Source organism: Actinomadura sp. KC216 (assembly GCF_004348535.1).
Lineage (GTDB): Bacteria > Actinomycetota > Actinomycetes > Streptosporangiales > Streptosporangiaceae > Spirillospora.
The window spans coordinates 14638-37134 of record NZ_SMJX01000053.1; the positions used below are offsets into that span (position 1 = coordinate 14638).

Annotated in this window: 26 protein-coding genes; 12 read left to right on the top strand and 14 right to left on the bottom strand. The window is 69.9% G+C overall.

The genetic code is table 11. The features are described 5' to 3' along the window. Positions 1–150: 150 nt before the first annotated feature. Positions 151–684, top strand: a complete 534-nt coding sequence (locus tag E1264_RS12080) for a hypothetical protein (protein WP_207935870.1) — start codon at positions 151–153, stop codon at positions 682–684. Between the two features lie 132 nt (positions 685–816). Here E1264_RS12080 and E1264_RS12085 read toward each other — a convergent pair whose 3' ends face one another. The 4 genes from E1264_RS12085 to E1264_RS44560 all read right to left on the bottom strand — a co-directional run bounded on the left by E1264_RS12085 (position 817) and on the right by E1264_RS44560 (position 6948). After that, a complete protein-coding gene (locus E1264_RS12085; protein WP_132172700.1) occupies positions 817–4263 on the bottom strand; it encodes an NACHT domain-containing protein in 3447 nt (1148 codons plus the stop codon). A gap of 583 nt (positions 4264–4846) precedes the next feature. Continuing rightward, the gene (locus tag E1264_RS12090) at positions 4847–5929 is read right to left on the bottom strand and encodes an SMI1/KNR4 family protein (protein WP_132172702.1); all 1083 of its coding nucleotides are present in this window, start codon (positions 5927–5929) and stop codon (positions 4847–4849) included. 87 nt (positions 5930–6016) lie between these two features. Further along, positions 6017–6427, bottom strand: a complete 411-nt coding sequence (locus E1264_RS12095) for a hypothetical protein (protein ID WP_132172704.1) — start codon at positions 6425–6427, stop codon at positions 6017–6019. Positions 6428–6438: 11 nt separating this feature from the next. Then, positions 6439–6948, bottom strand: a complete 510-nt coding sequence (locus tag E1264_RS44560) for an aminotransferase class V-fold PLP-dependent enzyme (RefSeq protein ID WP_207935871.1) — start codon at positions 6946–6948, stop codon at positions 6439–6441. Between the two features lie 423 nt (positions 6949–7371). On the opposite strand from E1264_RS44560, the gene E1264_RS45910 reads away from it, so the two are divergent. After that, positions 7372–7494 carry a hypothetical protein gene (locus tag E1264_RS45910; protein WP_279490463.1) on the top strand — a complete coding sequence of 41 codons (123 nt, stop codon included), beginning with the start codon at positions 7372–7374 and terminating at the stop codon, positions 7492–7494. Between the two features lie 193 nt (positions 7495–7687). Here the strand turns inward: E1264_RS45910 and E1264_RS12105 are convergent, their stop codons facing one another. Further along, positions 7688–7921, bottom strand: a complete 234-nt coding sequence (locus E1264_RS12105) for a hypothetical protein (protein WP_132172706.1) — start codon at positions 7919–7921, stop codon at positions 7688–7690. A 339-nt stretch (positions 7922–8260) separates the two neighbouring features. Here E1264_RS12105 and E1264_RS12110 point away from each other — a divergent pair, with 339 nt between their 5' ends. The 3 genes from E1264_RS12110 (at position 8261) to E1264_RS12120 (ending at position 10646) form a co-directional block, all read left to right on the top strand. Next, the gene (locus E1264_RS12110; protein ID WP_207935872.1) at positions 8261–8620 is read left to right on the top strand and encodes a hypothetical protein; all 360 of its coding nucleotides are present in this window, start codon (positions 8261–8263) and stop codon (positions 8618–8620) included. Between the two features lie 704 nt (positions 8621–9324). Beyond that, a complete protein-coding gene (locus E1264_RS12115) occupies positions 9325–9645 on the top strand; it encodes a GlsB/YeaQ/YmgE family stress response membrane protein (protein WP_132172710.1) in 321 nt (106 codons plus the stop codon). A 176-nt stretch (positions 9646–9821) separates the two neighbouring features. Further along, the gene (locus E1264_RS12120; protein WP_132172712.1) at positions 9822–10646 is read left to right on the top strand and encodes a serine/threonine-protein kinase; all 825 of its coding nucleotides are present in this window, start codon (positions 9822–9824) and stop codon (positions 10644–10646) included. 129 nt (positions 10647–10775) lie between these two features. Here the strand turns inward: E1264_RS12120 and E1264_RS12125 are convergent, their stop codons facing one another. Both E1264_RS12125 and E1264_RS12130 read right to left on the bottom strand, forming a co-directional pair. Then, entirely contained in the window at positions 10776–11690 is a 915-nt protein-coding gene (locus E1264_RS12125) for a LysR family transcriptional regulator (RefSeq protein ID WP_132172714.1), read from the bottom strand. Beyond that, entirely contained in the window at positions 11594–12049 is a 456-nt protein-coding gene (locus tag E1264_RS12130; RefSeq protein ID WP_132172716.1) for a hypothetical protein, read from the bottom strand. The genes E1264_RS12125 and E1264_RS12130 overlap by 97 nt, the downstream gene beginning before the upstream one ends. Positions 12050–12608: 559 nt before the next feature. Between E1264_RS12130 and E1264_RS12135 the strand changes: the two genes are divergently transcribed. Further along, positions 12609–12800, top strand: coding sequence for a UBP-type zinc finger domain-containing protein (locus tag E1264_RS12135; RefSeq protein WP_243710882.1), 192 nt, complete (start codon positions 12609–12611; stop codon positions 12798–12800). Positions 12801–13206: 406 nt separating this feature from the next. After that, positions 13207–13527 (top strand): DUF6458 family protein, encoded by a 321-nt coding sequence (locus E1264_RS12140; RefSeq protein ID WP_132172720.1) that lies wholly within the window; start codon positions 13207–13209, stop codon positions 13525–13527. Between the two features lie 600 nt (positions 13528–14127). Here E1264_RS12140 and E1264_RS12145 read toward each other — a convergent pair. The 3 genes from E1264_RS12145 to E1264_RS12155 form a co-directional block, all read right to left on the bottom strand. Continuing rightward, on the bottom strand, positions 14128–14547 hold the full coding sequence (locus E1264_RS12145; RefSeq protein ID WP_132172722.1) for an STAS domain-containing protein: 420 nt from the start codon (positions 14545–14547) through the stop codon (positions 14128–14130). Positions 14548–14624: 77 nt separating this feature from the next. Further along, positions 14625–15203: a DUF5994 family protein gene (locus tag E1264_RS12150; RefSeq protein WP_132172724.1), complete on the bottom strand. Its 579-nt coding sequence runs from the start codon at positions 15201–15203 to the stop codon at positions 14625–14627. A gap of 47 nt (positions 15204–15250) precedes the next feature. After that, positions 15251–15613 carry a hypothetical protein gene (locus E1264_RS12155; RefSeq protein WP_132172726.1) on the bottom strand — a complete coding sequence of 121 codons (363 nt, stop codon included), beginning with the start codon at positions 15611–15613 and terminating at the stop codon, positions 15251–15253. A 566-nt stretch (positions 15614–16179) separates the two neighbouring features. On the opposite strand from E1264_RS12155, the gene E1264_RS12160 reads away from it, so the two are divergent. Next, positions 16180–16536 (top strand): PRC-barrel domain-containing protein, encoded by a 357-nt coding sequence (locus E1264_RS12160; RefSeq protein ID WP_132172728.1) that lies wholly within the window; start codon positions 16180–16182, stop codon positions 16534–16536. Positions 16537–16566: 30 nt separating this feature from the next. Continuing rightward, positions 16567–16734, top strand: a complete 168-nt coding sequence (locus E1264_RS43300) for a hypothetical protein (protein WP_165964134.1) — start codon at positions 16567–16569, stop codon at positions 16732–16734. Between the two features lie 39 nt (positions 16735–16773). On the opposite strand, the gene E1264_RS12165 is transcribed toward E1264_RS43300, so the two are convergent. Beyond that, positions 16774–17736, bottom strand: a complete 963-nt coding sequence (locus E1264_RS12165) for a YihY/virulence factor BrkB family protein (protein ID WP_207935873.1) — start codon at positions 17734–17736, stop codon at positions 16774–16776. 355 nt (positions 17737–18091) lie between these two features. Here E1264_RS12165 and E1264_RS12170 point away from each other — a divergent pair, with 355 nt between their 5' ends. Beyond that, a complete protein-coding gene (locus E1264_RS12170) occupies positions 18092–18577 on the top strand; it encodes an STAS domain-containing protein (protein WP_132172732.1) in 486 nt (161 codons plus the stop codon). 583 nt (positions 18578–19160) lie between these two features. On the opposite strand, the gene E1264_RS12175 is transcribed toward E1264_RS12170, so the two are convergent. From E1264_RS12175 to E1264_RS12180, 3 genes are all read right to left on the bottom strand, one after another. Continuing rightward, positions 19161–19877 carry a hypothetical protein gene (locus E1264_RS12175; protein ID WP_243710881.1) on the bottom strand — a complete coding sequence of 239 codons (717 nt, stop codon included), beginning with the start codon at positions 19875–19877 and terminating at the stop codon, positions 19161–19163. Positions 19878–20097: 220 nt separating this feature from the next. Continuing rightward, positions 20098–20211, bottom strand: coding sequence for an MFS transporter (locus E1264_RS45915; RefSeq protein WP_165964137.1), 114 nt, complete (start codon positions 20209–20211; stop codon positions 20098–20100). A gap of 143 nt (positions 20212–20354) precedes the next feature. After that, positions 20355–20849 carry a ferritin-like domain-containing protein gene (locus E1264_RS12180; protein ID WP_165964138.1) on the bottom strand — a complete coding sequence of 165 codons (495 nt, stop codon included), beginning with the start codon at positions 20847–20849 and terminating at the stop codon, positions 20355–20357. 128 nt (positions 20850–20977) lie between these two features. Between E1264_RS12180 and E1264_RS12185 the strand changes: the two genes are divergently transcribed. Together E1264_RS12185 and E1264_RS12190 are read left to right on the top strand one after the other, a co-directional pair. Next, complete coding sequence (locus tag E1264_RS12185) at positions 20978–21298, top strand: helix-turn-helix domain-containing protein (protein ID WP_132172738.1); 321 nt, start codon at positions 20978–20980, stop codon at positions 21296–21298. 323 nt (positions 21299–21621) lie between these two features. Further along, on the top strand, positions 21622–22497 hold an 876-nt coding region (locus E1264_RS12190), incomplete at its 3' end, for an acyl-CoA desaturase (RefSeq protein ID WP_347813388.1).

Below are 22497 nucleotides of genomic sequence, written 5' to 3' on the forward strand. Positions count from 1 at the left end.
GCCGCCAAGCAATGCTCCTGCCCGGTAGGTCAGGCGGTGAGTTCGGCGGCCAGTTTCTGGATCCGGGCGCGGATTTCGTCGCGGATGGGGCGGACGGCGCGGCCGAGCGCGAACGCGCCGCCCCACATCAGCGCGAAGTACACCAGCTAGTTGCTGGACCGGGCGCACGAGATGCCGCCGCAACTCATCGCACCGCTGGTGGCCGAGGAGGTGCACGCGATCGGCGGCCGCGATGTCTCGATCCTGCTGCAGGACTACGCGCAGCTCACACTGGTGTCCCTTCCGGGGCGTGGCCTCAAGGAGACCGAGCCGGTGCCGTTGGTGGGCTCCCTGGCCGGGCAGGCGTTCCTGACCGAGACCGCCGTCGAGCACGCCGAGGCGGACGGTGTGCGACTGTTCCTGCCGCTGCTGGACGGCAGTGACGAGATCGGGGTGATGGCCCTCACCCTGGACGTCGTCGACGATGACGACCGCCGGCTGCTGCGGCGGCTGGCGGGTCTGGTCGCCGACATGCTGGTCACCAACACCGTGTACTCGCTGGGAAGCAGGAACTGGAAGGATCCGTCGGCGAAGCCGCTGGTGGGGGCACCTTTGCCGACCTCGCAGTCCCGTAGTGAACGACCGCGTGCGGAGCGGGCACGATCAGTGCCGGGTAGCGGATCTGGCAGGTGTAGGTCGGCATGAAGGGATCGACACCGGCAGGAGACGTCACCGGCCCGGCGGCGTGCGCCGTAGCGGCCAACATCCCGGCAGCGCCGAGCGCGACGGCACCGGCGGCGACCAGGGCAGTAAGTCCGACCACCCGCCAGGCCAGGGTCAGACACGGACTAGAAGTATCGCTTCGTTGGGGGATGGCCCGGACTCCCGGTCTGCCAGAACCAGAAGTGAACCGAGCGCCTGTGCGAGCCGGTCCACGATGCCCTGGAACCTCCCGGCGTGCGAGAGCAGCGGGACCATGGCCGCCAGGAGCCCGGCGGAGGCGACCGTCAGGACTCGGCGGTCGGCCGGGGCGGTGCGGTCGAGGACGGGTCCGACCAAGTCGTGGACGCTGCTGACCAGCGCCAGGATCTCCGCTGGAAGAGGCGGCCACGCATGCCGGACGGCCGCGGCGACCTCGTGGATCGCCCGGTAGGGGTCCTCGCCGGTGCTCGTCCGGCCGACGGCAGCACGGTCTAAGGTCTCGGCCAGGAAGCATTCGAAGGCCGGTTGCGCTCGGCCGTCGATGGTGCGCGGGCCGAGCACGGCGGTCGGCCACGAGCTCAAAAGGACGCTGGACGCGAGAACGGTGGTCGCGAGCGCCTCGCGGAAACGCGGGCCGTAGTCGCGGGCGAACTCCTGTGCGATGGTCCGCGCGATCTCACGGGTCGCCGCGCGGGCGATGTCCTGGGCCAGGGCACGGGAGCGGTCGAGCGTCTCACGCCGCGCCATGTCGACGGCGGGGCCGGTTCCGTCCTCGGCGTTGCGGACGACGGCGAGGGCATGGGCGTGCGCGAGGGCTAGCGCGTCCGTCCGGGCGCTGCGGTCGCCGCTGAGGTCGCGGGCGTAGTCACCGTCCTGGCCGAGGGCGTGGCGGAGGACGACCAGGGTGCCGTGATCGTTGTCGTCGATGTGCCGGGCACGGGACCGAGCCCGGTCGCGTGCCCGGTCGACCTCCGCGGTGAGGCACCCGTAGAGGCGGCTCGCCTCGGTGAGTTCGTCGATCAACGTGCCGATGAGGGTGCGCGTCGCGTTGAGCCGGTGGGGGTCGTTGGGCTCGCGAAGGAGCGCGCCGGCTCGATCGAGCTTGTGGACCAGGTCCGGAGCGAGGTCCCGTTCACGCGTGCGGTCGCGGACCAGCCGGAGGTCCAGGGCAAGGACCGAGTCGAGGGCGTAGACGACGCCGAGCGCGTCGGTCCACGCGCGATCATGGGCAGGGCGCAGGTCGATGGCGAGCCGGAGCGCGAGGTCGAAGGTCCCGGCCAGTTCCCGCGCGCGGTCGAATGCGAGCACCGCTTCCAGATCCGGCTGGTCGGACCCGTGGGCGGTGAAGAGCTCGGCGAAGGCGGCCAGGTAGCCCAGCAGATGGCGCGGATCTGGGTCGGTCGCCGAGACCTGCGCCAGTTGCAGTGTGGACCGCAGATGCTGGACCACCTCGGTAGGGCACTTCGCGATCCGGTGCCGGGTGGGCGTGTAGGGCCAGGGCACGCGTCCGGACCGGTGCAGGAAGGCGCGCTGACCCTCGCCGGTCCAGATGGTGTGGGCCGTGAGCGCGGACAGGACAGACGCGTCCGGGTGCGCGAGTTCCGACGGTGTCGGAAGCCGGCATGCCGTGCCGTCGTCGAACAAGGTGTTCAGCCAGGTCACGAATCGTTTCGCGTCGTTCGCCCACACGCCGGTCGCGGGCTCGTCGTCGGCGGCGACGGCCGGGACGTGGCGGCCGGACGCCTGCTCGTGCAAGGCGAACAGGTTGTAGAGCTTCCGGGTGACCGGCCGTGAGGTCACCGCGGTGGCGCCCAGCCAGACGACCTCGCGCAGCACCCGGGAGGCGAGCACTGCGGCGAGGAGCCGGTGCCGCTGAAGCGTGGTCTCGTCGTCCAGATCGGGTGCGCTCGGCGAGGTGAGGAGCCGGTTGAGCCGGTCCCGCGTCTCCGGGCTGACCTCCAGCGCCTCGTCCGCGCAGTCGAACGCGAGGGTCAGGGCGTGGATCGTCCCGGACGCCAGGCACGCCTCGATGACGGGGGTCGCGTCGCCGCAGGCGGCCCAGAGCAGGGTCGTCTCGCGCCACCAGGGATCGTTGACGCCCTCGGTCAGCAAGTGCAGGTAGTCGCCGGGACGCTCCTGGATCCGCGCCGCTGCCAGGTATTCCTGCAGGGTGAGGTGGGCGAACCCGAACCCGCTGTGCTCGCGCTGCATCAGCAGCCCGCTCTTGCGAATCTCGGTGAGGAACACCTCAGGGGTGATGCGGTCGCCGTCGGTGACCTTCCGCAGCGGACGCCGGATCGCGTTGCGGGCCGAGTCGACCGGGATGTCGCGAAACTGCTCGCGCATCATGTGAAGGGCGAGGTGACTCATCACCCGCTCCTTCCGGGGGCCGTCCAGCCCAGTGGCGTCGGTCAGGTCCTTCGCCTCCTGGCGGCGGTGGATCAGGACGTCGCACATCTCGGCGTACAGCGCCGCCCGGCTGCGCGGCAGCGCGGAGCGGTAGCGGTGCACGTTGACGATCATGGTGAGCAGCAGCGGGTTGGCGGCCAGTTCGTACACCGCCGGTATCGACTGCAGCTTCCCGAGCAGATCGTCGGCCTCCCTCGCGGCGAGCCTGCGGACGTGCTTGCCGGTCCGGCCGCGGGCGCGGCACTCGACGGCGTAGTACCAGTGGTGCAGGAACTGGCCGATCTGGTCGGCGGTGAACCGCTGGACCTGCAGGACGTCGGCGTTCGGGATGGGGTTGGCTTGATACCCGTGCGGGCGCGAGGTCACCACGAAGGCGGCGGACGGGTACCGCTCGATCTGCCGCCTCGTCCACGCCACGACCCGCTTGCGGTCCCCCTCGTCGGCGATCTCGTCCAGGCCGTCCAGCAGGACCAGGCACCGGCCGCGGTCCATCCGCTTCGCCAGCCAGTCGGCGGAGATCCGGCCCTCCAACCAGCCCGCCGAGGTCGCCACCTCCGCCAGCCGCGGCTGCTCCTCCTGCAAGATCAGATCGACGTGGTCGCGCAGGTAGAGCAGCACCGGCAGCTGCCTCCTGCGCCAGTTGACCCGGCGCTGGTCGCACATCGCCAGCGCGGTGTGCCGGACGAGCGTTGTCTTCCCGGACCCGGAGGCGCCGATGACGGCGAAGACCCGCCCGTCCCCGAGGAAGGACCTCAGCGTCCGGTGCTCGTCCGGCTCCTCGGGCGGCAGCAACCCGATCCCGGCGTCGTCGTAGGCGGCTTGGCCGCCCCAGGGGCGCAGGCGCACGTGGACGTAGATCTGGCGCATGTGCAGCACAGACTCGCCCTGCGTCACCACCCCGATCGTCTCCATGTCGACGACCGAGGCCCGCAACTGCCGGAGGTAGGCGCGCCGCTCGCCGCCTATTGGCAGAAGCCTCCCTCGGGCGGATGGCTGGGGGCCTTGGGCGACCTGGAGGGAGAACACCGAGGCGAGCACGGCGAAGCCGAATGCCAAGTAGGCCCAGTGCCAGCTCAGCTTCCCGTCGTCTAGGACCTGGTTGGTCGCCACCCCGCAGGCGACCACGGCCGCCGCGCCGGCCGCCACCAGCACCCGCACGTTCGCACGCCCCATGCCACCCCGCCCCTTTGCCCGTCATCGCAGCGTGCCACGGCCTGACAGCGGCCCTGACCAATCACACTGAACACTGAAATACGGACACGAAACCGGTGGTTCACCAACCTGTTGCAAAGCGGGCGCGGCGGCCCTGGACACTAAGGGTGGTCCGGTAGGGGGCGGGTCTCGTATGCGCCGCTACCCCACCACCTTCCGACCGGGTCGGTATGTGACCAGTGCAGGGCCAGAATCCGTAGTGCAGCTTCTGGGCCGAGTTGGTTATCGACGGGCCCCCAAGGGTCGAAATCGCAATGGGTCGAGGTCAGGATCGGGGGGATCGCAGACGACTCCCTGAATAGCCCCTGGTTTCTCCCGATTGGTCCAGACCTTCGTAGTGCCTCTCGGTCGAGAGGTGCAGCTGCGCGGGGGCTCTCAGCTGCGGACGTCACGGGCACTACATGCGCTGGTGATGAGGTGGGACTGGGGTGTCCCGTCCACTTACTGCTCAGCCGGTAGACGACAACGTAGGGCGCGCTGGTTTGTGTTCTTGAGCGAATCGGGCCTTCGTAGCCGAGGTCCGCTGCGTCGTGGTCGTTTACTGCTACGGCGACGCTCTCCCACTCAACCTGCGCGCAAGCGTGCGGAAAGCTGACGCGGGAACGTCCTCGAGAGTTTCCGACAGTGCCATACTCAGCCACTCCGGCAACGACAGGTTCAAGGGGAACAAGGCGTCATCGTGACCGGGATCGAGGGATTCGGCTCGCGGGTACGGGCCTATTGGATCCCAGACCCAGATGGAGCCCCGGTCGTCGCGGCAGTCAACCAGCAGCCAGACGGCGCTTCCCCAGTCGCACACCCAGACCATGCCGTCGGGGACAAACTGATCCTCACCCGAACTGAACAGTTCGTGCTGACTGACTATGTCCGCCCAATGGTCGGGCGCCAGCGTTCCGGGAACACCAAGCACGCCGCCTCGGGGACCGAAGCCGCCATTCGCCACCTCGAGGTAGAGGCGGCGAAGCAGCACGGGCAGGTGGTGGCCGATCTTCTGTTCAGCGTCGGCGACCGCCGCAGCCGAGGCGGGCGGTGGCAGCGAGCCCAGTTTGGCGGCGGCCGCCAGTATCTGGCTGTCGTCCAGCCGATCGGCGATGTCCATGGACGGGAAAGCGCTGGGCTCGTCGGGCACACGGCGCCGTTCGGCGATGGCCTGGAGGCTAGACGTCTCAAATGCCTTCTCGAGCGTACCGGCAAGCGACTCGGTGAGCCATTCTTTGAATGCCATGTTCTGTGGGAAAAGGCGGACGAAGTCGGCATCCTCTGGTCCGTTGGGGTCCCATCCCCACATCGGACCGGACGGATCGCGACAGTCGACGACGGACCAGATTCCGCAGCCCCAGTCGAAGAGCCACAGCAACCCCGGATAGGCCCCTTCCTCGTTGAACGTCTCGCGAAACTCGGTAGCGTCGGCCCAGTCGGGGTGGTGCTCATAGTCGCTGCCGGCAAGACCGAGAATCCCTTCCCGGGGACCGAAACCGCCGTTCGCGGCCTCGAGGTAGAGCCTGCGCAGCAGCGGCGGCAGGGGACAGCCGACCGCTTGCTCGACCGCTGCGACCGCCTCGGGTGACGCCGGTGGCAGCAAACCAGGCAAGCGCTGGATCTTCTCGACGATCTCGTCCTCGGTCACGGGTTTGTCCTCCGATCAGCTGCACGGCGGTCGGTGTGGGAGGGGATCCGCTCCGATCCCCTCCCGTCAGCGCGCCGGTCGACCAGGCTACCGGCGGCTCCCTCTGAATCCGCCGCCGCTTCCGCGGCCGCCACCAGATCCGTGAGAGAAGATTCCTGACCAGTAGCTGCGGGCTGTAACCCAGGTCGCCGTTTTCCCGCTGATACCGAACTTCTCTCGGAGGGTCTTGAGGAGTTGTCCGTTGACCTGGGTTCCTACAACCATTCCGTTCGATCCCATTTTCACGCTCTTGGCCGGGTCTCCGATGAACTTGTTGATGTTGCCCGCGCACGCCTTCGAACAGATCCGGCTGGTCGTGAACGCGGTCTGAACGCTGATGATACGACCCCCCAGGTCCTTGATCTGCTGGGCGACGTTGGCGCGGAAGTTCGCCGCTGCCTGCTCGGCATGCCCAGCGGTGCTGCCCGACGGCGCTCCCGGCGCCCTATAGATGGTCACGCCGTACTTGGTCAGATCTCTCTCCAGGTCCTTCGGCAGACCCGACTGGCTTGGGCGCTGGCGGTGATCTGCCGGACGGCCTGGTCGATGTCAGTGGGGGTGGTCCAGCGGCCGATGCTGAGGCGCAGCGCCGAGGTCGCGCGGTCGGTGTCGTGGTGCATGGCCTGCAGCACCGGGGAAGGCTGCGGAGTGCCGGTGTGGCAGGCCGAGCCGGTGGAGGCGGCGATGCCGGGCGTGGCGGCGAGCAGGTCGGTGCCGCGCAGGCCGGTGATGCCGAGGTTGAGGGTGCCGGGCAGCCGATGGGTCGGGTGGCCGTTGAGGTAGACGCGGCCGGGGAGTTGCTCGTCCAGGGCCTGGTGGAGCCAGTCGCGCAGGGCCCGTAGCCGGTCCGCGCCGCCGCCGGTGAGGTCGGCGCGGGCCAGGTCGGCGGCGGTGCCGAGCGCGGCGGCCAGCGCCACCGGTTCGGTACCGGCGCGCAGCCCGTGTTCCTGCCCGCCGCCGGATACCAGAGGCTCCAGCACAGGCCGGGGCGGGCGAACAGGGCGCCGATCCCCGTGGGCGCGTACAGCTTGTGCCCTGCCAGGCTGAGCAGGTCGGCGCCGAGTCCGCCCATGTCGAGCGGGATCTTCCCGGCGGCCTGGGCGGCGTCGGTGTGCAGCGGCACGCCGTGAGCGCGGGCGACGCGCGCGAGGTCGGCGATGGGCTGCAGCACGCCGGTTTCGTTGTTGGCCGTCATGATCGATACCAGTGCGGTGCGGGGCCCGATCGCTGCGGCCAGGTCGTCGGGGTCGACCAGACCGTGGGCGTCGACCGGCAGGTGGGTGCTCTGTGTGCCGTGGCGGCGGTGCAGGGCGCGGCAGGTCTCCAGCACCGTGGGGTGCTCGGTCGGCTGGGTGGTCACCTCGACGGCGCCCGGGTCACTGTGCGCGAGTACCACCCCCGTGATGGCCAGCGCGTCGGCCTTCGACCCGCTGCCGGTGAAAACGATCCGCCCGGGGGTCGCGCCGATCAACGCGGCGACCTGCGCCCGGGCCCGGGCGAGCGCGGCGCGGGGCCGTTCGCCGTAGATGTGTCCGCTGGACGGATTGCCGAAATGCGTCATCAGGTGCGGCAGCATCGCCTCCGCCACCCGCGGGTCGACCGGGGTGGTGGCGTTGTAGTCCAGGTAGATCGGCCCACCGTCCAGACCGGGTGGGACCGGCGGCGCGATCTGATGACCGTCAGAGTGCGCGGTCGGGTGGCTGGTTGGACGGCTGGGGGTCATGAGCGGGTCCCGGTGGCGATGGAGAGGCCGGCGCGTCGCCATGCGGGCATTCCGCCCGCCAGCAGCCGGGCGGGGCGGCCGTGCTCGTGCAGCGCCCGGACCGCGTCGGGGGCGAACACGCGGTACCGGCCGCGGCACGTGTTGCTGCACCCTGGTGGTCCAGGACCGTCCGGCTCGGTGAGTTGCGGCTCGGTGAGCGGCGGACGGCCCTGGGATATTGACGCGGTCACCAGTAGTGGCCGGCCACCTTCTAGGCAAGACCGGCGGCGCGGCAGGGGACACAGGCAATCTGCGCACAGGCCATCACCAGGGCCGATCGCCTCACTGGGGACGGGCGCCGCGGCCCGGCTCGGTCCGCCGCCGCGCGTGCGGCGTACACACCAGGTGATGAGCTGTTCTGAGACCGCCTGTGTCCGGGGCGGCGCCGATGCGGTGTGCTGTGAGAGACGGCTCCGCCGCCGCGTCCCTGCGCCTTGGCCGCACCGCGGGCCCGCCCTCGATGTCGGAGGGACCGGGCGCGAAGCGCCCCGAAGCACAGGGCCGCCACGATGAAGGGGAGCGAGACGCTTGTGACCATTGACAGGCAGTCGGCCGCCATCGCCGGACGGCTCAGGCTCGGCACCGGCTTCGCCGATTCCGAACGCGATCAGATCGTCGAGTGCTTCACACCGCTCTGGACGCGGCTTCGGTCGTTCGAGCATGCCGCGGTCCAGCTCGAACTCAGCGTCAAGGACCGCGGGGGCGCCGGCCCGCTGGTGACCCTCACCTGCGAGATCGCCGGCCGGCCCGGCCTGGTGGCGACATCGTCCGAACACGACGTCACCGCCGCGCTGTTCGAGGTGCGGGACGGTCTCATGCACCAGGTCCAGGACGCCAAGACCCGCCGCGAGCCCCGAATGAGACCCGGCTCCCGACACCGGCCGGCATGAGCGTCCACGCCCTCGGCCCGCCGTGTCCATGCGACCCGCGCGGCTCGGCGGCTTCCATGTCCTCTGGTGGTAGAGCGCGGGCACTCAAGGCGCGGTCTATCTCGCCGAGGCCGACGGCGGAGAACCGGTCGCCGTCAAACGGTGCGCTGATGCGGACTGCCGCACATCACCCTGATGCCTGAAAGGGTGAGGAGTGAAGGCTCTCCAGGCCAGCCATACGCCGGCCGCCAGTGCGGCCAACGGCGCCCCGACGATCGCCTCTGTCAGTGTCATCCGGACGCGCTGGCCCCGCGTCCGGGCGTCGGCGCGCATCGGGACGGGGGAAGAGCGCGGCACCGTCGTAGCGGTCGTCGCGGCGAGGCCCACGTTCTCTCGGCGGCGAAATGGTGACCTGACCGGTGCTCATGGGGCCTCACCTGACACCCAGACGATTGCCGGCCGGGGGGCCGCCCGCGGTGCAACTCGCCGCGGTGGCGTATTCCTCGCGATCCGGGCCGCTCGGGGCAAACCACCTGGTCATCGGTCGTGGTGATGACCTCTTTGCGGATCAGCTGTTTCTTTCCTGACGCGGGCGGGATTGGCTTAGGGCGAACGAGCAGCCCCATTCCCGCGCTCCTGCGGAACACACGGGGCCCCTGCCTCGACCGGTTCGGAAGACCGTCGCCTGGCAGCCGTCGATTCAAGGCTCGTCTAGGAGTTCGGTCATGGGCATCATCGCGTGGATCATCCTCGGCCTGGTGGCCGGTGTGATCGCCAGAGCACTGGTCCCCGGCGAAGACCCCCAGGGACTGATCGTCACCACCCTGATCGGCGTCGCCGGAGCACTGCTGGGAGGCTTCCTGGCCACCCGGTTGTTGGACGTCGACGGTGTCCAGGGATTCTTCGACCTCTCCACCTGGATCACCGCCATCGCCGGGTCCGCGGTCCTCCTGCTCGCCTACCACCTCATCACCTCGCGCGGCGGCGGACGCGGCAACGGTCGGCGTTCCGGCCGGCGTCCCCGCAACTGGGCAAGCCGTGGATGACATGGCCCAGGACCGGTGGCGGATCTCCATCGGGGTCACCCACGAGCCGGCCACCTCGGTTCCGTGAGGTGCGGTTCCTGATGCCCGGCGCCGGCGAAATCGCCGTCGGTGGCGTCGGTCCGGGGTGTTCCGCGGCGGTACGGCGGCGCGGCGCGGCTTGACTGGAGTGGGACATCATGGAGCCGTTGCGACCCGGCGACCCGGCATCGCTCGGCGGTTTTCGGATCCTCGGGCGGTTGGGCGAGGGCGGTCAGGGCGTGGTGTATCTCGCCGAGACCGGCGGTGGGGAGCCGGTCGCCGTCAAGGTGATGCACCGCGGCGATGACGAGCGGGCGCGGGCGAGGTTCGTCCGCGAGGTGGCCACGGCACGGCGTGTGAGGAGCCCTTGCACCGCCGCCGTGCTGGCCGCCGAGGTGGACGGTGAGCGTCCCTTCATCGTGTGCGAGTACATCGCCGGGCCCTCGCTGCGGGACCTGGTCCGCCGGCAGGGTCCGCGCCGCGGTGGTGGGCTGGACCGGCTGGCGCTGGGCGCCGCCACCGCCTTGGCGGCCATTCACCATGCCGGCATCGTCCACCGCGATTTCAAGCCGGCCAACGTGCTGATCGGCCCGGACGGGCCCCGGGTGATCGACTTCGGGATCGCGCGGGCGCTGGAGGCGAGCACGAGCGCCACCAGCCAGGTGATCGGCACACCCTCCTACATGGCCCCTGAGCAGTTCTTCGGCGAACGCGCCGGCCCGGCGGCCGACATGTTCGCCTGGGCCACCACGATGGCCTACGCGGCGAACGGATCACCCGCGTTCGGCGATGACACGATCCCGGCCGTGATGCAGCGGATCCTCAACGAGGACCCCGAACTCGGACGCCTGTCGGGACGGCTGCGCACCCTGGCGGCGGCGTGCCTGGCCAAGGATCCGGCCCGGCGGCCCAATGCCGGGCAGGTGATGTGCGACCTGCTTCGGCCGCTTGCCGGTGCACCGCACGCGTTCACGCCCGGGTGAAAGGCCGCTGACGATTCGTGCCGTAGCACGTCCCGGTTCGCGGCCCTCCCTTCCCGGGATACCGCCGATACGCGCCGAACCGATCACCTCGGCCGATCACCATGGGCGGGTGGAGGAGATAGGTGATGTTCAGCCGGTCAGCTGGTCCGCGGCGGCCAGCCAGCCGAGCCGGTCGGACATGCTCCGGGCGCAGGTGACGACGGCATGTACGTGATCGGAGTCGTCGGCCGCGCGCCACAGGATCGACCAGGGGTAGTACGAGACCGGGTCGGTGAGCGGGCGCCAGATGGTCCCCGGGAGGGCGGAGATGCAGGACGAGGGCACGCAGTACAGGCAGCGGCCGTGGGCGACCAGGGCGGCCGCGGCGTGGACGCTGTCGACGGTGCCCTCGTGCACCGTCGGGGTGAAGCCGGCGGCCCGGCACATCTCGACGGTGAACTGGTTGAACTCCGGCGCCTTCATCTCCTCGGCCAGCAGCAGCGGTTCACGGGCGAGGGCCTCGACCGGCACCGCGTCCAGGTCGGCGAACCGGTGCCCGCGAGGGACCAGGACTCCGAGACGGTCCAGGCGGAACAGGTGTGAGGCGACCCCGCTCGGCGCCAGCGCGGCGCGGCCGATGCCCACGTCCAGGCGCCCGTCGACGAGCTGCTGATACTGCTCGGGGACGCCGACCTCCACCTGGTGGATCACCAGGTCCGGGTAGAGGGCCTGGGCCTCATGGAGGATCTGTGGCATCGAGTCATAGCTGGAGTCGATGATGCCCACCCGCAACGCCGGGGAGGTGCCCTGCGCGGTCCGGGCGACCTGGGCGGCGCGCTCCACATGAGCGAGGATCTGCCGCGCCTCGACCAGGAACGCCGCGCCCGCCGGGGTCAGGGCGACGTAGTGGGTGGTGCGCTCCAGCAGCCGCACGCCCAGTTCCCGCTCCAGCCGCTGGATCTGCTGACTCAGCGCCGACTGGACGATGTGCTCGCGGGCCGCCGCGCGGCCGAAGTTGAGCTCCTTGGAAACGGCGACGAAGTAGCGGAGCTGGCGCAGTTCCACATCTCCTGCCTTCTGAGCTGGAACAGCGAGACCTGCTCGCAGGGCCCACCTCGCGGCGTGCTTTTAGAGGGTTCACTGATCCAGTGCCAGGCGCCCCTATCGTGCCGTGCACGGACGAGTTGCGCGCCGCTGGAATCGGCGAGCTCGGCGACCGCCCGGATCAGCTGACGATGGAAGTCATCGGGCAGGTGCGAGTCGGACGAGCCTTCCAGGAGGGACACGCTGACCTTGGCGTCGTCGCGGAGCTGCGCGGTCAGCCGCCCGGTCTCATCCAGGCGGAGCATCACGATCGCATCGGCGCGAACGATGTCATGGCCGCCGCTGGCGGCGACCCACACCTCGGTCACCGTTCCGCTCATGGACCTCACCTCCCCGCTCCCGGCAATCCGCAGGACCACCACCCAACATAAACGGTTCGACATCCCATCCGTCAGAATCGCGACGACGACATGCGGCCCAGACGGGCGGCCCGGGGTCACGACCACCGTCGGCGGTTATCGCCCCCGCTGATCGAGCTTGCTCGGATCGCCCGTTACGACCGGCCGGAGATCGCGCTCAACTGGTAGTAGGCGCTTATCCACGCGTCGGAGTTCGGAGCGGAAGATCACGACCACGATCGTGCCCAGAGGCGACATCCCCAAGGGCATGCCGATCTTGGCCCAGGACCTCAGGTCCGACTTACTGCGTCGGCGGGTACTGCATCGCCTGCGCGCCGTCGGCGGTCCACCGCGTCCGGAACTGGAGTACTGACCCAATGGCAGCGCGTGGCGGTTCTTAGAAAGGGGGCTCTCGATGAACCACGAAATGAGAGTCCAAATCATGACCTCGAGCGTGCCGACCAGCCCGAACGGGTCGGCACCACATTGTGAGCATGTGGACGGGCTGGCGCCTGTCACTCCCCGATCGCGCGGCTGCACGATGTGTGAGGCGCGAGGAGGCGGGTGGACGGCCCTCCGGATCTGTTTGACCTGCGGCTGGGTGGCGTGTTCCGACGACTCGCCGAACCGGCACGCACAAGCGCATTACCAGGAGACCGACCATCCGCTGGCCGCCGCGATGGGACCGGGATCCACCTGGCGATGGTGCTACGTCCACGAACGTCTGGTCTGACTCCGGCCAAGCTCCGGCGGTCGACGGCGCCGCCGGCTGAGCCGCCGCAACTTGAGCGGCGCCCACGATTTGAACGGGCGATCCGCGGCATTTGTGGCGACGCCCGCCCGCTCCCGGCTCCACGCTCGGCGTCCTAGTCCGGCTGGTGGCGTCCAACCGGTCATCTCCCGGGGAGAAGGCACGTTCCGAAAACGGCTGTTTCCCCCGCCGCCGGGGGAAGGGTTGAATGAAGAATGAACGGGCATGCCGGCCCGATGGCCGTTTCTTGTGGCGCATTGGGGCCGCTGCTTCGACCGGTTCGGAAGACCGATCCTGGCAGTCACCGAATTCATGGCTCGTCGAGGAGTTCGGTCATGGACATCATCGTCTGGATCATTCAGCTGAGTTCGCCGAAGGGCGGTGTGTGATGCCCATAGCGGGCGGCGTCGCCCTCCTGACGATCGGCGCGATCCTCACTTTCGCCGTCACGGGGTCCATACGAGGAATCGATCTGCACGCGGTGGGCACCATCTTGATGGCCGCCGGTGCGGCCCTGCTGCTGCTTCCGCTGGTCATGCGCGGCATGTCGCCCCCGAAGCGATGGTCCGCCCGCAGCCGCCAGGACGCCATCGACGAAGCGGACGACAAGCGGCGGAACTCCGCCGCGCCGCCGCACCGCGACAGCCCGCCCGACGCTGACGGTCCACCCCGCCAAGACCGCGCCCGGCCGCGACGTAGCCGACGCTAGACCAAGGTGCCCGCATGAACATCGCCGGTGAACACCACCTGGAAGGTCCTGCGGCTGGGCCCGGCCCGCGAAGGTTCGTGGAAGCGCCGTCCCTGCGCAGCGGTCCGCCGCACTCGCGGCGCCCGGCTGTCGCCCGAGTCCGGTGCCCGTGCCCTGGCCCGACAAGAGGTGCCCGATGACCATGAGAGATGAATACCTGCGGCTGATGAGGGGGCTTATCGGCGGCATGGCCATTGCGGTGGCCCTCGTCTGCGCGCTCATCACGGCGGTCGCCATCGTCGTCTCCTGACGCGGCCGGGGGGGAGGGAACCACGACGTGAAGATGGCCTGAACACTGGGCTGGTCACGCGGGCCCTGTTTCCGGTGATGGGGTCACCGGTCGGCGGTGGCGGATATGGCCGGCCGCTGCCCGCCCGGTCGGCAACCGTCACCGGCCGGCGCGCGGGCGGGGTGGCGTGGCGGCTTCGGCTCCCGTGCGGGTGCGGGGCCCCCGATCAGGATCGGGCCCGGACCGGGACGCCCGGCCGTATGGTCGGACGTCGCGGAACCGGGCGCGGTTCGGCTGGATCGCCTCGGGCTGCAACCAGCGCGATTCGCCGGTTATACAGCGATCTCAGCGTGGATGTCCGGGGTGGAGTGGACGGTGAGGACGCGGTCGAACGCGGTGAGGCGAAGCTGCGCGGCGACCTGGGGGCCCGGGGCGGCGAGGCGTACGGTGACGCCGAGCCCCGCGGCGCGGCGCTGGATGCCGACCAGTACGGCCAGTCCGGCCGTGTCGGCGGTCGCCACCTCCCTCAGGTCGAGGATCAGCAGGCGGCCGCTGTAGCGCAACACGCCGATCAGGTGCTCGCGCAGCGCTGGAGCGGCGGCGCCGTCCAGGGCGCCCGACAACGCGACGATGGTGTGGCCGGGGCGCCGGTGGGCGGGCATCCTCACTTCGTCGGGGGGGCGGACAAGGCCCGCGGTGACGGACGTGAGGGCGGGCACGGTGGCGGGCACGGTGGCGGTGAGCGTGGTCATAGCGATCTCCGATCACTGGTGGGCGGGCGCGCCGCCCCGGACGGCCGGATGACGGGCCGACCGGGCGGCGGAGCGGATCAATGTGCCGCGAGGCGTTCCTGCAGTCGTCCGCCCTCGGATTCCCAGACGCTCTCGGAGACCGTCTGGGCGCCGGCCCGGCCCGGCCGGCCGGGTGGCGCGGCGAGGGCGGCGAGCAGATCCGGGGTGTGCAGGAAGTTGTGCGGGTGGGAGGCCAGCTCCATCGACGCCTCGGCCTCGGCCTGGGGGGTGGCGGCCGGGACGGTGAGCAGGTCCACGCGCCGGCCGTCGGCGTGGATCGCGGTGAGCAGCCCGGAGGGCAGGGAGCCGAACCAGCTCAGCCGCACCACCCGGGTGTCGGCCGGGCCGTCGACGCGCAGCCTGCGGGGGCGGCTGTCCCAGTCGTCCACCCGGAGCAGGACGTGGGTGATGGGACGCTGGTCGTCGATGGGGCCGTGGTCTCGCAGGGCCAGGATCAAGCCCGGCAGTTCGGCGACCGGGTCGGCCGAGCGGGGCCACCAGGCGCCGTCCAGCACGGGCCGCGCCGAACCGGGAAGGGCCGCGGGGCGCAGCCGCAGCCGGGGAGTCGAGGGCGGTGACAGGCTGATCGTGGTGCGGCGTTCGGTGGTTGACCACATGGCAGGCGCCTTCCTTGGGCTTCCGATCGAAGTGGTGGGTCGGATTCTCAGCGGAGGCGCTTGCGGGTCAGCGGGCGCAGTTGCGTGAGGCGGGCCATGCCCAGGAGCAAAGTGACCGCTATCCCAGCGGCCATGGCGGCCATGAGCACGACCGCCTGTGGCAGGACGCCGCTCATCCCGGCGAAGGAGATCCGCACATCGCCGGTGTTGCTCACCACGAGAACCATGAAGAGAATCAAGATGGCCGCGACAGCCCACAGCTCGGGCCACGCCACGCTCGTGCGGGCCGCCTGCACCGTTCGCGCCGACGGCGGCGACTTGTGCCGATCGGGGACTCTGGGGCCAGGTGGTCTGAGCTGGGACACCGAGCCGGTCTGGCCGTTGGCGCGCGGCTTGTGCGAGGTCTGCATGGCTCCCCCTCTCCGGGGGGCGGGCCGGTGTGACGGGTCAGCCCTCAGAACGGGATGTCGTCGTTTACCGGATACTTTTATTCTACGCGAATTATTGCCGAAATACGGAAAACAGAAATAGTTTCCGGGGATTCACTCACACATCGGGGCCGTTGAGACCCCTGCGCGAGAAACCCGCTCCATTTCAGCCGATTTCCGGTCGAGCCGACGAGTTATCAGTGCGAGTGATGGGTTGTGCATGGATTGGCTGTGTCCGTCCTCGGGTCACCGCGCTTGGGTGGACGATGCCGGCCCGCACTGCCGGGGGAGATTGGGCCGGAGGTTCCAGGGCCGTCCGCTCCTCCCCGAGCCGGCGGCCCTGGACCAGCCCGCCCGTCGTGAACGAGGGCGGCACGATCGCTGAGCTGCGCAGGTGAACCTGAGTAGGCCCCACATCCTCGACCTCAGCGTCGACAGCACAGTCACCCCCGGCTGCGCAAAGCCGCCAGGAATCGCCCGAGCTGGGACGAGTTGGACGACGAAGCCGGGGGATCCTGAACCCATCGGTCCCAGTGGAAGGAGCCATGATGATCCAACTGGCTGACATCCGGGAATGGCGCACCCACACCGTCCTCGACTCCGGCGGACACAAGATCGGCACACTGGAGTCGGTCTACGTCGACACCAGCACCGACGAACCCGCGATGGCCACCGTGCGGATCGGCCTGCCCACCCGCCACCGGCTGACCTTCGTTCCGCTGGACGGTGCGACCGCCGGGCCCGGCTACGTGCGAGTCGCCCACGACAAGGCGCTGGTCAAGCACTGCCCGGCGATCGGCACCGATGACGTCCTGCCCGCCGAGGACGAGAAAGCCGTCTTCCGGCACTACGGCCTTGACTACCAGCCCGGCGCCGGCGGCGAACGCCGGCTCGCCCGCCGCTGACCGCTCCGTCCCCGACCGAACGGGCACACCATGATGCTCCTCTTCCTCCTTGTGGTCATCGTCGCGCTGGTGCTGGCCATCATCGGCATCCTCGTCGAGGGCCTGTTCTACCTGCTCATCATCGGCGCCATCATCCTCATCGCCGATGTGGCGCTCCTGGCCCTGCGTTCGACCAGGCGCCGGCGACCGCTCCGCTGACGCGCCCGCCGCAGGGGCGGTCCGGATAGCGGCCCTGTGTCAGTCCGGGTCGTCGCGTCGAGGTGGGTCGAAGTCGACGTCGACGTTCTCGAAGCCTTTGTGGCGTTCGGTCTCGGCGTAGGAGGTGTAGGCGCGCCGGTCTCCGACGGTCAGCTCGACGTTGTCGGTGAAGGGCGTCAGCAGGCTACGGGGCCACAACCGCCGCTCACGGACGACGTTGATCTCGGCGCTCAGCACGAAGATGACCGCGCCCAGATAGATCCACGTCAGCAGGCCGAGCACGATGCCGAACATGCCGTAGGTGGCACTGGCGCCCTTGAGCATGTGACCGAGCAGGAACGCCCCGCCCCATTGAACGAGCTGCCAGACCAGGGCCGCGGTGATCGCCCCTGTCCGGACCTGCGCGATGGTGAGCCGCCGGGCGGTCAGCACCCGGAAGGCCACCGTGAACAGCACGACGTTGAGGATGACGGCCGCCACGATGGCCGCCGCCCGCACACCGGCGCCGAAGGCGCCCCCGGACGCGGTCACGGCCGACAGCAGCGTGGTCACCAGGATCACCGCACCGCCGACCGCCAGCAGCACCAGGCTGCGCACCCTGGCGGCGACGGGGTTCGGCCGGGAGTTGCGCGGAACTCCCCATATCTTGTTCAGGGCGTTCTGGGTGGCCTGCACGACGCCCAGCCCGCCGAACAGACTGCCCACGACGCCCGTGACCAGACCCAGGAAACTGCCGTGGAAGGAATGAATGTTCGCACCGATCTGGTCCCCGATCACCGGGAACTGCGCAAGCGCCGAATCCAGCACGCGTTCCTGCAGCCCCGGGCTGCCCTCCAAGGCGAACCCCAGAGCGGTGACCAGCAACAGCAGCAACGGGAACAGCGACAGGAACCCGTAAAAGGTGATCAACGCCGTGAGATATCCGCCCTGGTCGTCCACGAACTTGTACACCACCGCCAGCGGCAGACCAGCCCAACGATGCCGCCTCTGATAAGCGTCCACGCGGCCGACCATTCCCACACCGCCCTTCTTCCCTCAGCAGCGCTCACCCAACGCTCAACCGCCCGGTCCCGGCAAGCGGCCGCCCCCTGTCCGGCCGGCAACGTACGACAGCAAGTAGCCGCGCCTCGGCCACGTCCAACGGGAGGAAGCTGGCCGCGACCTGGACGGGCCAGCACCTCGGTCGTTTCTCGAATGCCCAGCCGCTCGGCGACCGCTGGCGCTCCGTAGTGAACGGGTCGCGGGATTAGACCGCAGGTCGTGCGCGGCCTATGCTGCGTGCGACGGCGGCAGTCGTCTGTAGGCCGCTCCGGACCCTGGCGGCGTAGGGTGCATACGCTCCAGGGAAGTGGCTGTCATGACGGCATTCGAACCCTCACCCCTACCCTCCGTTCCACAGGCGGTACGGACGCGGCTGGACACCACGATCGGCGACCGCGTCCGAACCGGGCCGCAGGTCAGTCTCCGGCGGACGGACGTCGACTGCGGTGCCGAGTCGACGGCGACGATGCTGGCACTCGCCGGGGAGATCGATGCCTCCAACAGCGCCTGGCTGACCGTCCGGCTCAGCGCCATGATCACCAGCGCGTCCACCGGCCACGCCGGCGCCGCGCCGAGCAGTGGTGTGGTCATCGACCTCAGGCGCGTCAGGTTCTGCGACGCCAGCGGTATCACTGCCCTGGTCAAGGCGTTCAAATATGCCCAGGACAAGCACCTGGTCCTTGAACTGGCCGGAGCCACGGGACGGGTCGACCGCATCCTTCGCCTCACCGGCATCGACGACGTCCTCACCCTGTATCCAGAGCCGGCGGACGCGTTGAAGGCGTTGTGCAGCCGAACGTGACCACCAGACGGCTCGGCATGCCGAACGCGCATCGCATCGTCCGTCCCCGCACTACGGCGCGGCGCGGCCCATGAGGTCGCGATCTTGCGGGCTTGCCAGAGCCCGTGGTCAACATCAGCCAGCGCGGCGTGTGGTGGCGCCGGCTACGCGCCATGGCCAGGGCCAGCAGACCGGCCAGTCCCTTCAATATCGCGGTGACCAGCACCACCGTCATGATCAGCGGATCGCGGCCCAGTTCGCCGCGGCGACCTGTTGGCCCACGTTGGCGGCGCCGACTTAGCGACCGCTGCCCAACAGAGGCTGGGACCGCGAACAGCTACGCGCAGGCACAGGCGGCATACCCGGCCCCCGCTCCCGACGAGGACGGCCTGGCCATTGCGGCCAGGTCATCATCGTCGTCCCCGGTGCCGGTGATTGTGATCGGCCTCCTACGGCGACGGGAGGTGGCGGGGCGCCGGTTGGTTGTCCGGGGGTTCGTCGCCGGTGGGTGGTTGTGCCGGTTGCGCGTCTCGGGCGGGCAGGAATTCGAGTACTGCGACGGCGCCGAGGGCGGCGGCGGTGGCGGCGATGAGGGAGCCGGCGGTCAGGCGACCATGGACGCGATGACCGGCCCCCAGTAGCCGCTGGAAGCGCTCAGTGTCGCGGCGACGACGAAGCCGGCCGCCATGAACGCCAGGCCGGCGGCGACGACCCGGGTCGAGCCGAGGCGCTGTGCCAGCCACGGGGACAGGACCGCGACCGCCCCGGCGACCACGGCGAACGGCAGCGTGTGCAGGCCGGCGCTGAGCGTGGAGTAGCCGCGGACGAACTGGAAGTACTGGGTGATCGGGAGATGAACCCGAACAGCGCGAAGAACGCGATGGAGATCGCCGCGGCGGCGGCGCTGAACCGGGCGTTGCGGAAGATCCGCACGTCCAGCATCGGGTCGACGCGGTGCCGTTCCCAGGCGATGAAAACGCCCAGCAGGAGCGCGGCCAGCGCGAAGCCCGCCGAGGGTCATCGGCGAGGTCCGCCCGTGGTGCGGGCCCTCGATGACCGTGTAGACCAGCGTGGTCAAGGTCGCCACCGACAGGCCGAGGCCGGGCAGGTCGAAGCGTCCGGCGCGCGGGTCGCGTGAGGCGGGAAGCAGGATTTGCCCGGCGACCAGGGCGACGATGACGGTCGGGGCCTTCACCAGGAAGATCGAGCCCCACCAGAAGTGCTCCCAGTAGCCAGCCGCCGGCGACGGGCCCAGCGCGACGGCCAGGCCGGAGACGCCGGCCCAAGATGCCGATGGCCTTGGCCCGTCCGGCCGCGTCATGGAACACGTTGGTCAGGATCGCCAGCGTGGCCGGGAAGATCAGCGCTCCGCCGATGCCCATCGCCGCCCGCGCGGCGATCAGCTGGCCGGGCGAGCCGGCCAAGGTGGCCAGTACCGAGGTGACCGCGAACAGCGCGAGTCCGAGCTGCAGCGCGCCCTTGCGTCCGAAGCGGTCGCCGAGGCTGCCGCCGGCCAGCAGCAGGCCAGCGAACACGAGGCTTTAGGAGTCCACGATCCATTGCAGCTGGCTGGTGGTGGCGCCGAGGTCCCGGCTGAGCGTGGGCAGCGCGACGTTGACGATGGTGTTGTCGACGACGACCATGAACTCGCTCAAGCACAGCACGGCCAGGATCAACCAATCGCCGGCGGCGCACGAGGGTCAGGTTCATCGGTTCTCCCCGCCCCGGCGGGACGGTCGGACCAGCGGGCAGTCGGGCGGACGGCCGAACACTCACCTCACCGGTGCCTGGCGGACGGTCAAACCGTGGACTGCCCGGCGGCGACGCCGGACTCCAGCTCGTCCTCCTGCGCGACCTTGGCGGACAGGATCGAGACCAGGAGCCGCTCGGTCACATCGTCGGCGCCGCGGACCCGGTCGATGAGCTGACCGTACCGGCCGATGATCTTCTGCTCCTGGACCAGCGCGTAGCTGAGCGGGGCCAGGTCGCCGACCTCACCGGGCAGGTCGATGCCGTCCACCTGGGCTCGTTCGGCGAACCGGGTGGGGTCGGCGGTGATGGCGCCGCCGAGTTGCGCGATCCGTGCGGCGAGCCGGCCGGCGTGCCGCTCGGCCAGCGCGGCATGCTCGCGCGCCGGTTCTTCGAGCATGATCTCGGCCAGCCCGGTGAGCCGGTTGTCCAGGGCCCGGGCCCACGCGACGGTCACCTGCTCGTAGCAGTAGAGGCGGTCGAGGTCGTCGGCCAGATCGGCCGGGTCGATGCCGCGGACCAGTTGGATTCCCGCTGTTCCCATGGTGTCCCCCTCATGCCCGAGAGTGATCCATCGACGACGGACCACGGTTTCGGGCCTGTCCCGCCACCCTATACCTGAACTACGAAACATGCAATGTAATTCTAGAATTATGGGGATATGATGTCGGCATGCGCCGGTGGAGCTTCCTCACCAACCACGCCCGTGTCCTGCTGTGCATCGCCCATGACCCGGGCGTACGGCTGCGCGACATCGCCGGCCTGGTCGGCATCACCGAGCGCAGCGCCCACGAGATCGTCACCGACCTCGTCACGGCCGGCTACGTGGTCAAGGACAAGGCCGGCCGGCGCAACCATTACCGCATCGAGGAGCACCTGCCGCTGCTCGACCCGATCGGCCGGGAACCGACCATCGGTGAACTGCTCGCCGTCCTGGTCGGTGTGAACGCGCACCGCGACCCGCCCCTCCCGGAAAGCGTCCACGACGACTGACCGCCCCTGCGCTCCCCCGGTGGGCTGCCGTTGCGGTGCGGGTGCGCGTTCGAGCACGCAGTGGACGGTTTTGCCTGGTGAGAAGCTTCCCCAGCGGCAAGGTCGGACGAGCGGGAGCCGACGTGCAGGCATGGGTACGGCGTGTTCGGGTATCCGGTGCGCTCCAGAACCGGAAACAGCCGTAGACCTACCCAGCGAAGGAGGAGGCGAGGGTCATGACCTCGATGACCTCACCGGGGCCGAGCGTGGACCGGCCGAGAGCGCGTGGCCGGCCCGCACCGGCCTTGACCGAGGGACGCAAGTCCGCTGCGGCCGTGGTGGTGATGTGGGTGATGGTGGTGGTGCCGTTCGCGGCGTTGGCCGCGGCCGTGCCGGTGGCGTGGGGCTGGGGCTTGAGCCCGCTCGACGTGCTCATCGCGGTGACCGGGTATGTGATCACCGGGCTCGGCGTCACCGTCGGGTTCCACCGCTATCTCACCCACGGGTCGTTCAAAACCGGGCGGCCGTTGCGCGTGGCCCTGGCGGTGGCCGGAAGCCTGTCGGTGGAAGGGCCGGTGATCGGATGGGTGGCCGACCACCGCCGTCACCACGCCTTCGCCGACCGCGACGGTGACCCGCACTCACCATGGCGGTTCGGGCACAGCGTCCGCGGCCTGGCCAAGGGCATGGTGTTCGCGCACGTCGGCTGGATGTTCAACCGCGATTTCACCAACCGGGCACGGTTCGCCAAGGATCTGCTCGCCGACCCCGCGATTCGCCGCGTGGACCGGTGGTTCCCGGTCCTGGCCGGGGTGTCGCTGCTGACGCCACCGGCGGCCGGGCTGCTGATCACCGGCACCTGGACGGGCGCCGCGACCGCGTTCTTCTGGGGAACCCTGGTCCGGATCGCCCTGCTGCATCACGTCACCTGGTCGATCAACTCGGTTTGCCACGTGTTCGGCGATCGGCCGCTGACCACCCGGGACCGCGCCACCAACTTCTGGCCGCTGGCGATCCTGTCGTTCGGCGAGAGCTGGCACAACGGCCACCACGCCGATCCCACCAGCGCCCGGCACGGCATGCTCCCGGGTCAGATCGACCCCTCGGCCCGGCTCATCCGGTGGCTGGAGATGCTCGGCATGGCACACGACGTACGCTGGCCCACCCGAGCCCGCATCGCCGCACGGCGCCGCGAAACCGACAACGACCCCCTCCGGGAG

Excerpts from the sequence above, each read along its gene's own strand:
- E1264_RS12170 (WP_132172732.1), top strand. The coding sequence starts at position 18,092 with ATGACGGCATTCGAACCCTCACCCCTACCCTCCGTTCCACAGGCGGTA.
- E1264_RS12150 (WP_132172724.1), bottom strand. The coding sequence starts at position 15,203 with ATGTGGTCAACCACCGAACGCCGCACCACGATCAGCCTGTCACCGCCC.
- E1264_RS45910 (WP_279490463.1), top strand. The coding sequence starts at position 7,372 with ATGGCCAGCGCGTCGGCCTTCGACCCGCTGCCGGTGAAAACGATCCGC.
- E1264_RS12120 (WP_132172712.1), top strand. The coding sequence starts at position 9,822 with ATGGAGCCGTTGCGACCCGGCGACCCGGCATCGCTCGGCGGTTTTCGG.
- E1264_RS12145 (WP_132172722.1), bottom strand. The coding sequence starts at position 14,547 with ATGACCACGCTCACCGCCACCGTGCCCGCCACCGTGCCCGCCCTCACG.
- E1264_RS12140 (WP_132172720.1), top strand. The coding sequence starts at position 13,207 with ATGCCCATAGCGGGCGGCGTCGCCCTCCTGACGATCGGCGCGATCCTC.
- E1264_RS12085 (WP_132172700.1), bottom strand. The coding sequence starts at position 4,263 with ATGGGGCGTGCGAACGTGCGGGTGCTGGTGGCGGCCGGCGCGGCGGCC.
- E1264_RS12115 (WP_132172710.1), top strand. The coding sequence starts at position 9,325 with ATGGGCATCATCGCGTGGATCATCCTCGGCCTGGTGGCCGGTGTGATC.
- E1264_RS12175 (WP_243710881.1), bottom strand. The coding sequence starts at position 19,877 with ATGACGCGGCCGGACGGGCCAAGGCCATCGGCATCTTGGGCCGGCGTC.
- E1264_RS12130 (WP_132172716.1), bottom strand. The coding sequence starts at position 12,049 with ATGAGCGGAACGGTGACCGAGGTGTGGGTCGCCGCCAGCGGCGGCCAT.
- E1264_RS12185 (WP_132172738.1), top strand. The coding sequence starts at position 20,978 with ATGCGCCGGTGGAGCTTCCTCACCAACCACGCCCGTGTCCTGCTGTGC.
- E1264_RS12180 (WP_165964138.1), bottom strand. The coding sequence starts at position 20,849 with ATGGGAACAGCGGGAATCCAACTGGTCCGCGGCATCGACCCGGCCGAT.
- E1264_RS12160 (WP_132172728.1), top strand. The coding sequence starts at position 16,180 with ATGATCCAACTGGCTGACATCCGGGAATGGCGCACCCACACCGTCCTC.
- E1264_RS43300 (WP_165964134.1), top strand. The coding sequence starts at position 16,567 with ATGATGCTCCTCTTCCTCCTTGTGGTCATCGTCGCGCTGGTGCTGGCC.
- E1264_RS12135 (WP_243710882.1), top strand. The coding sequence starts at position 12,609 with ATGTGTGAGGCGCGAGGAGGCGGGTGGACGGCCCTCCGGATCTGTTTG.
- E1264_RS12155 (WP_132172726.1), bottom strand. The coding sequence starts at position 15,613 with ATGCAGACCTCGCACAAGCCGCGCGCCAACGGCCAGACCGGCTCGGTG.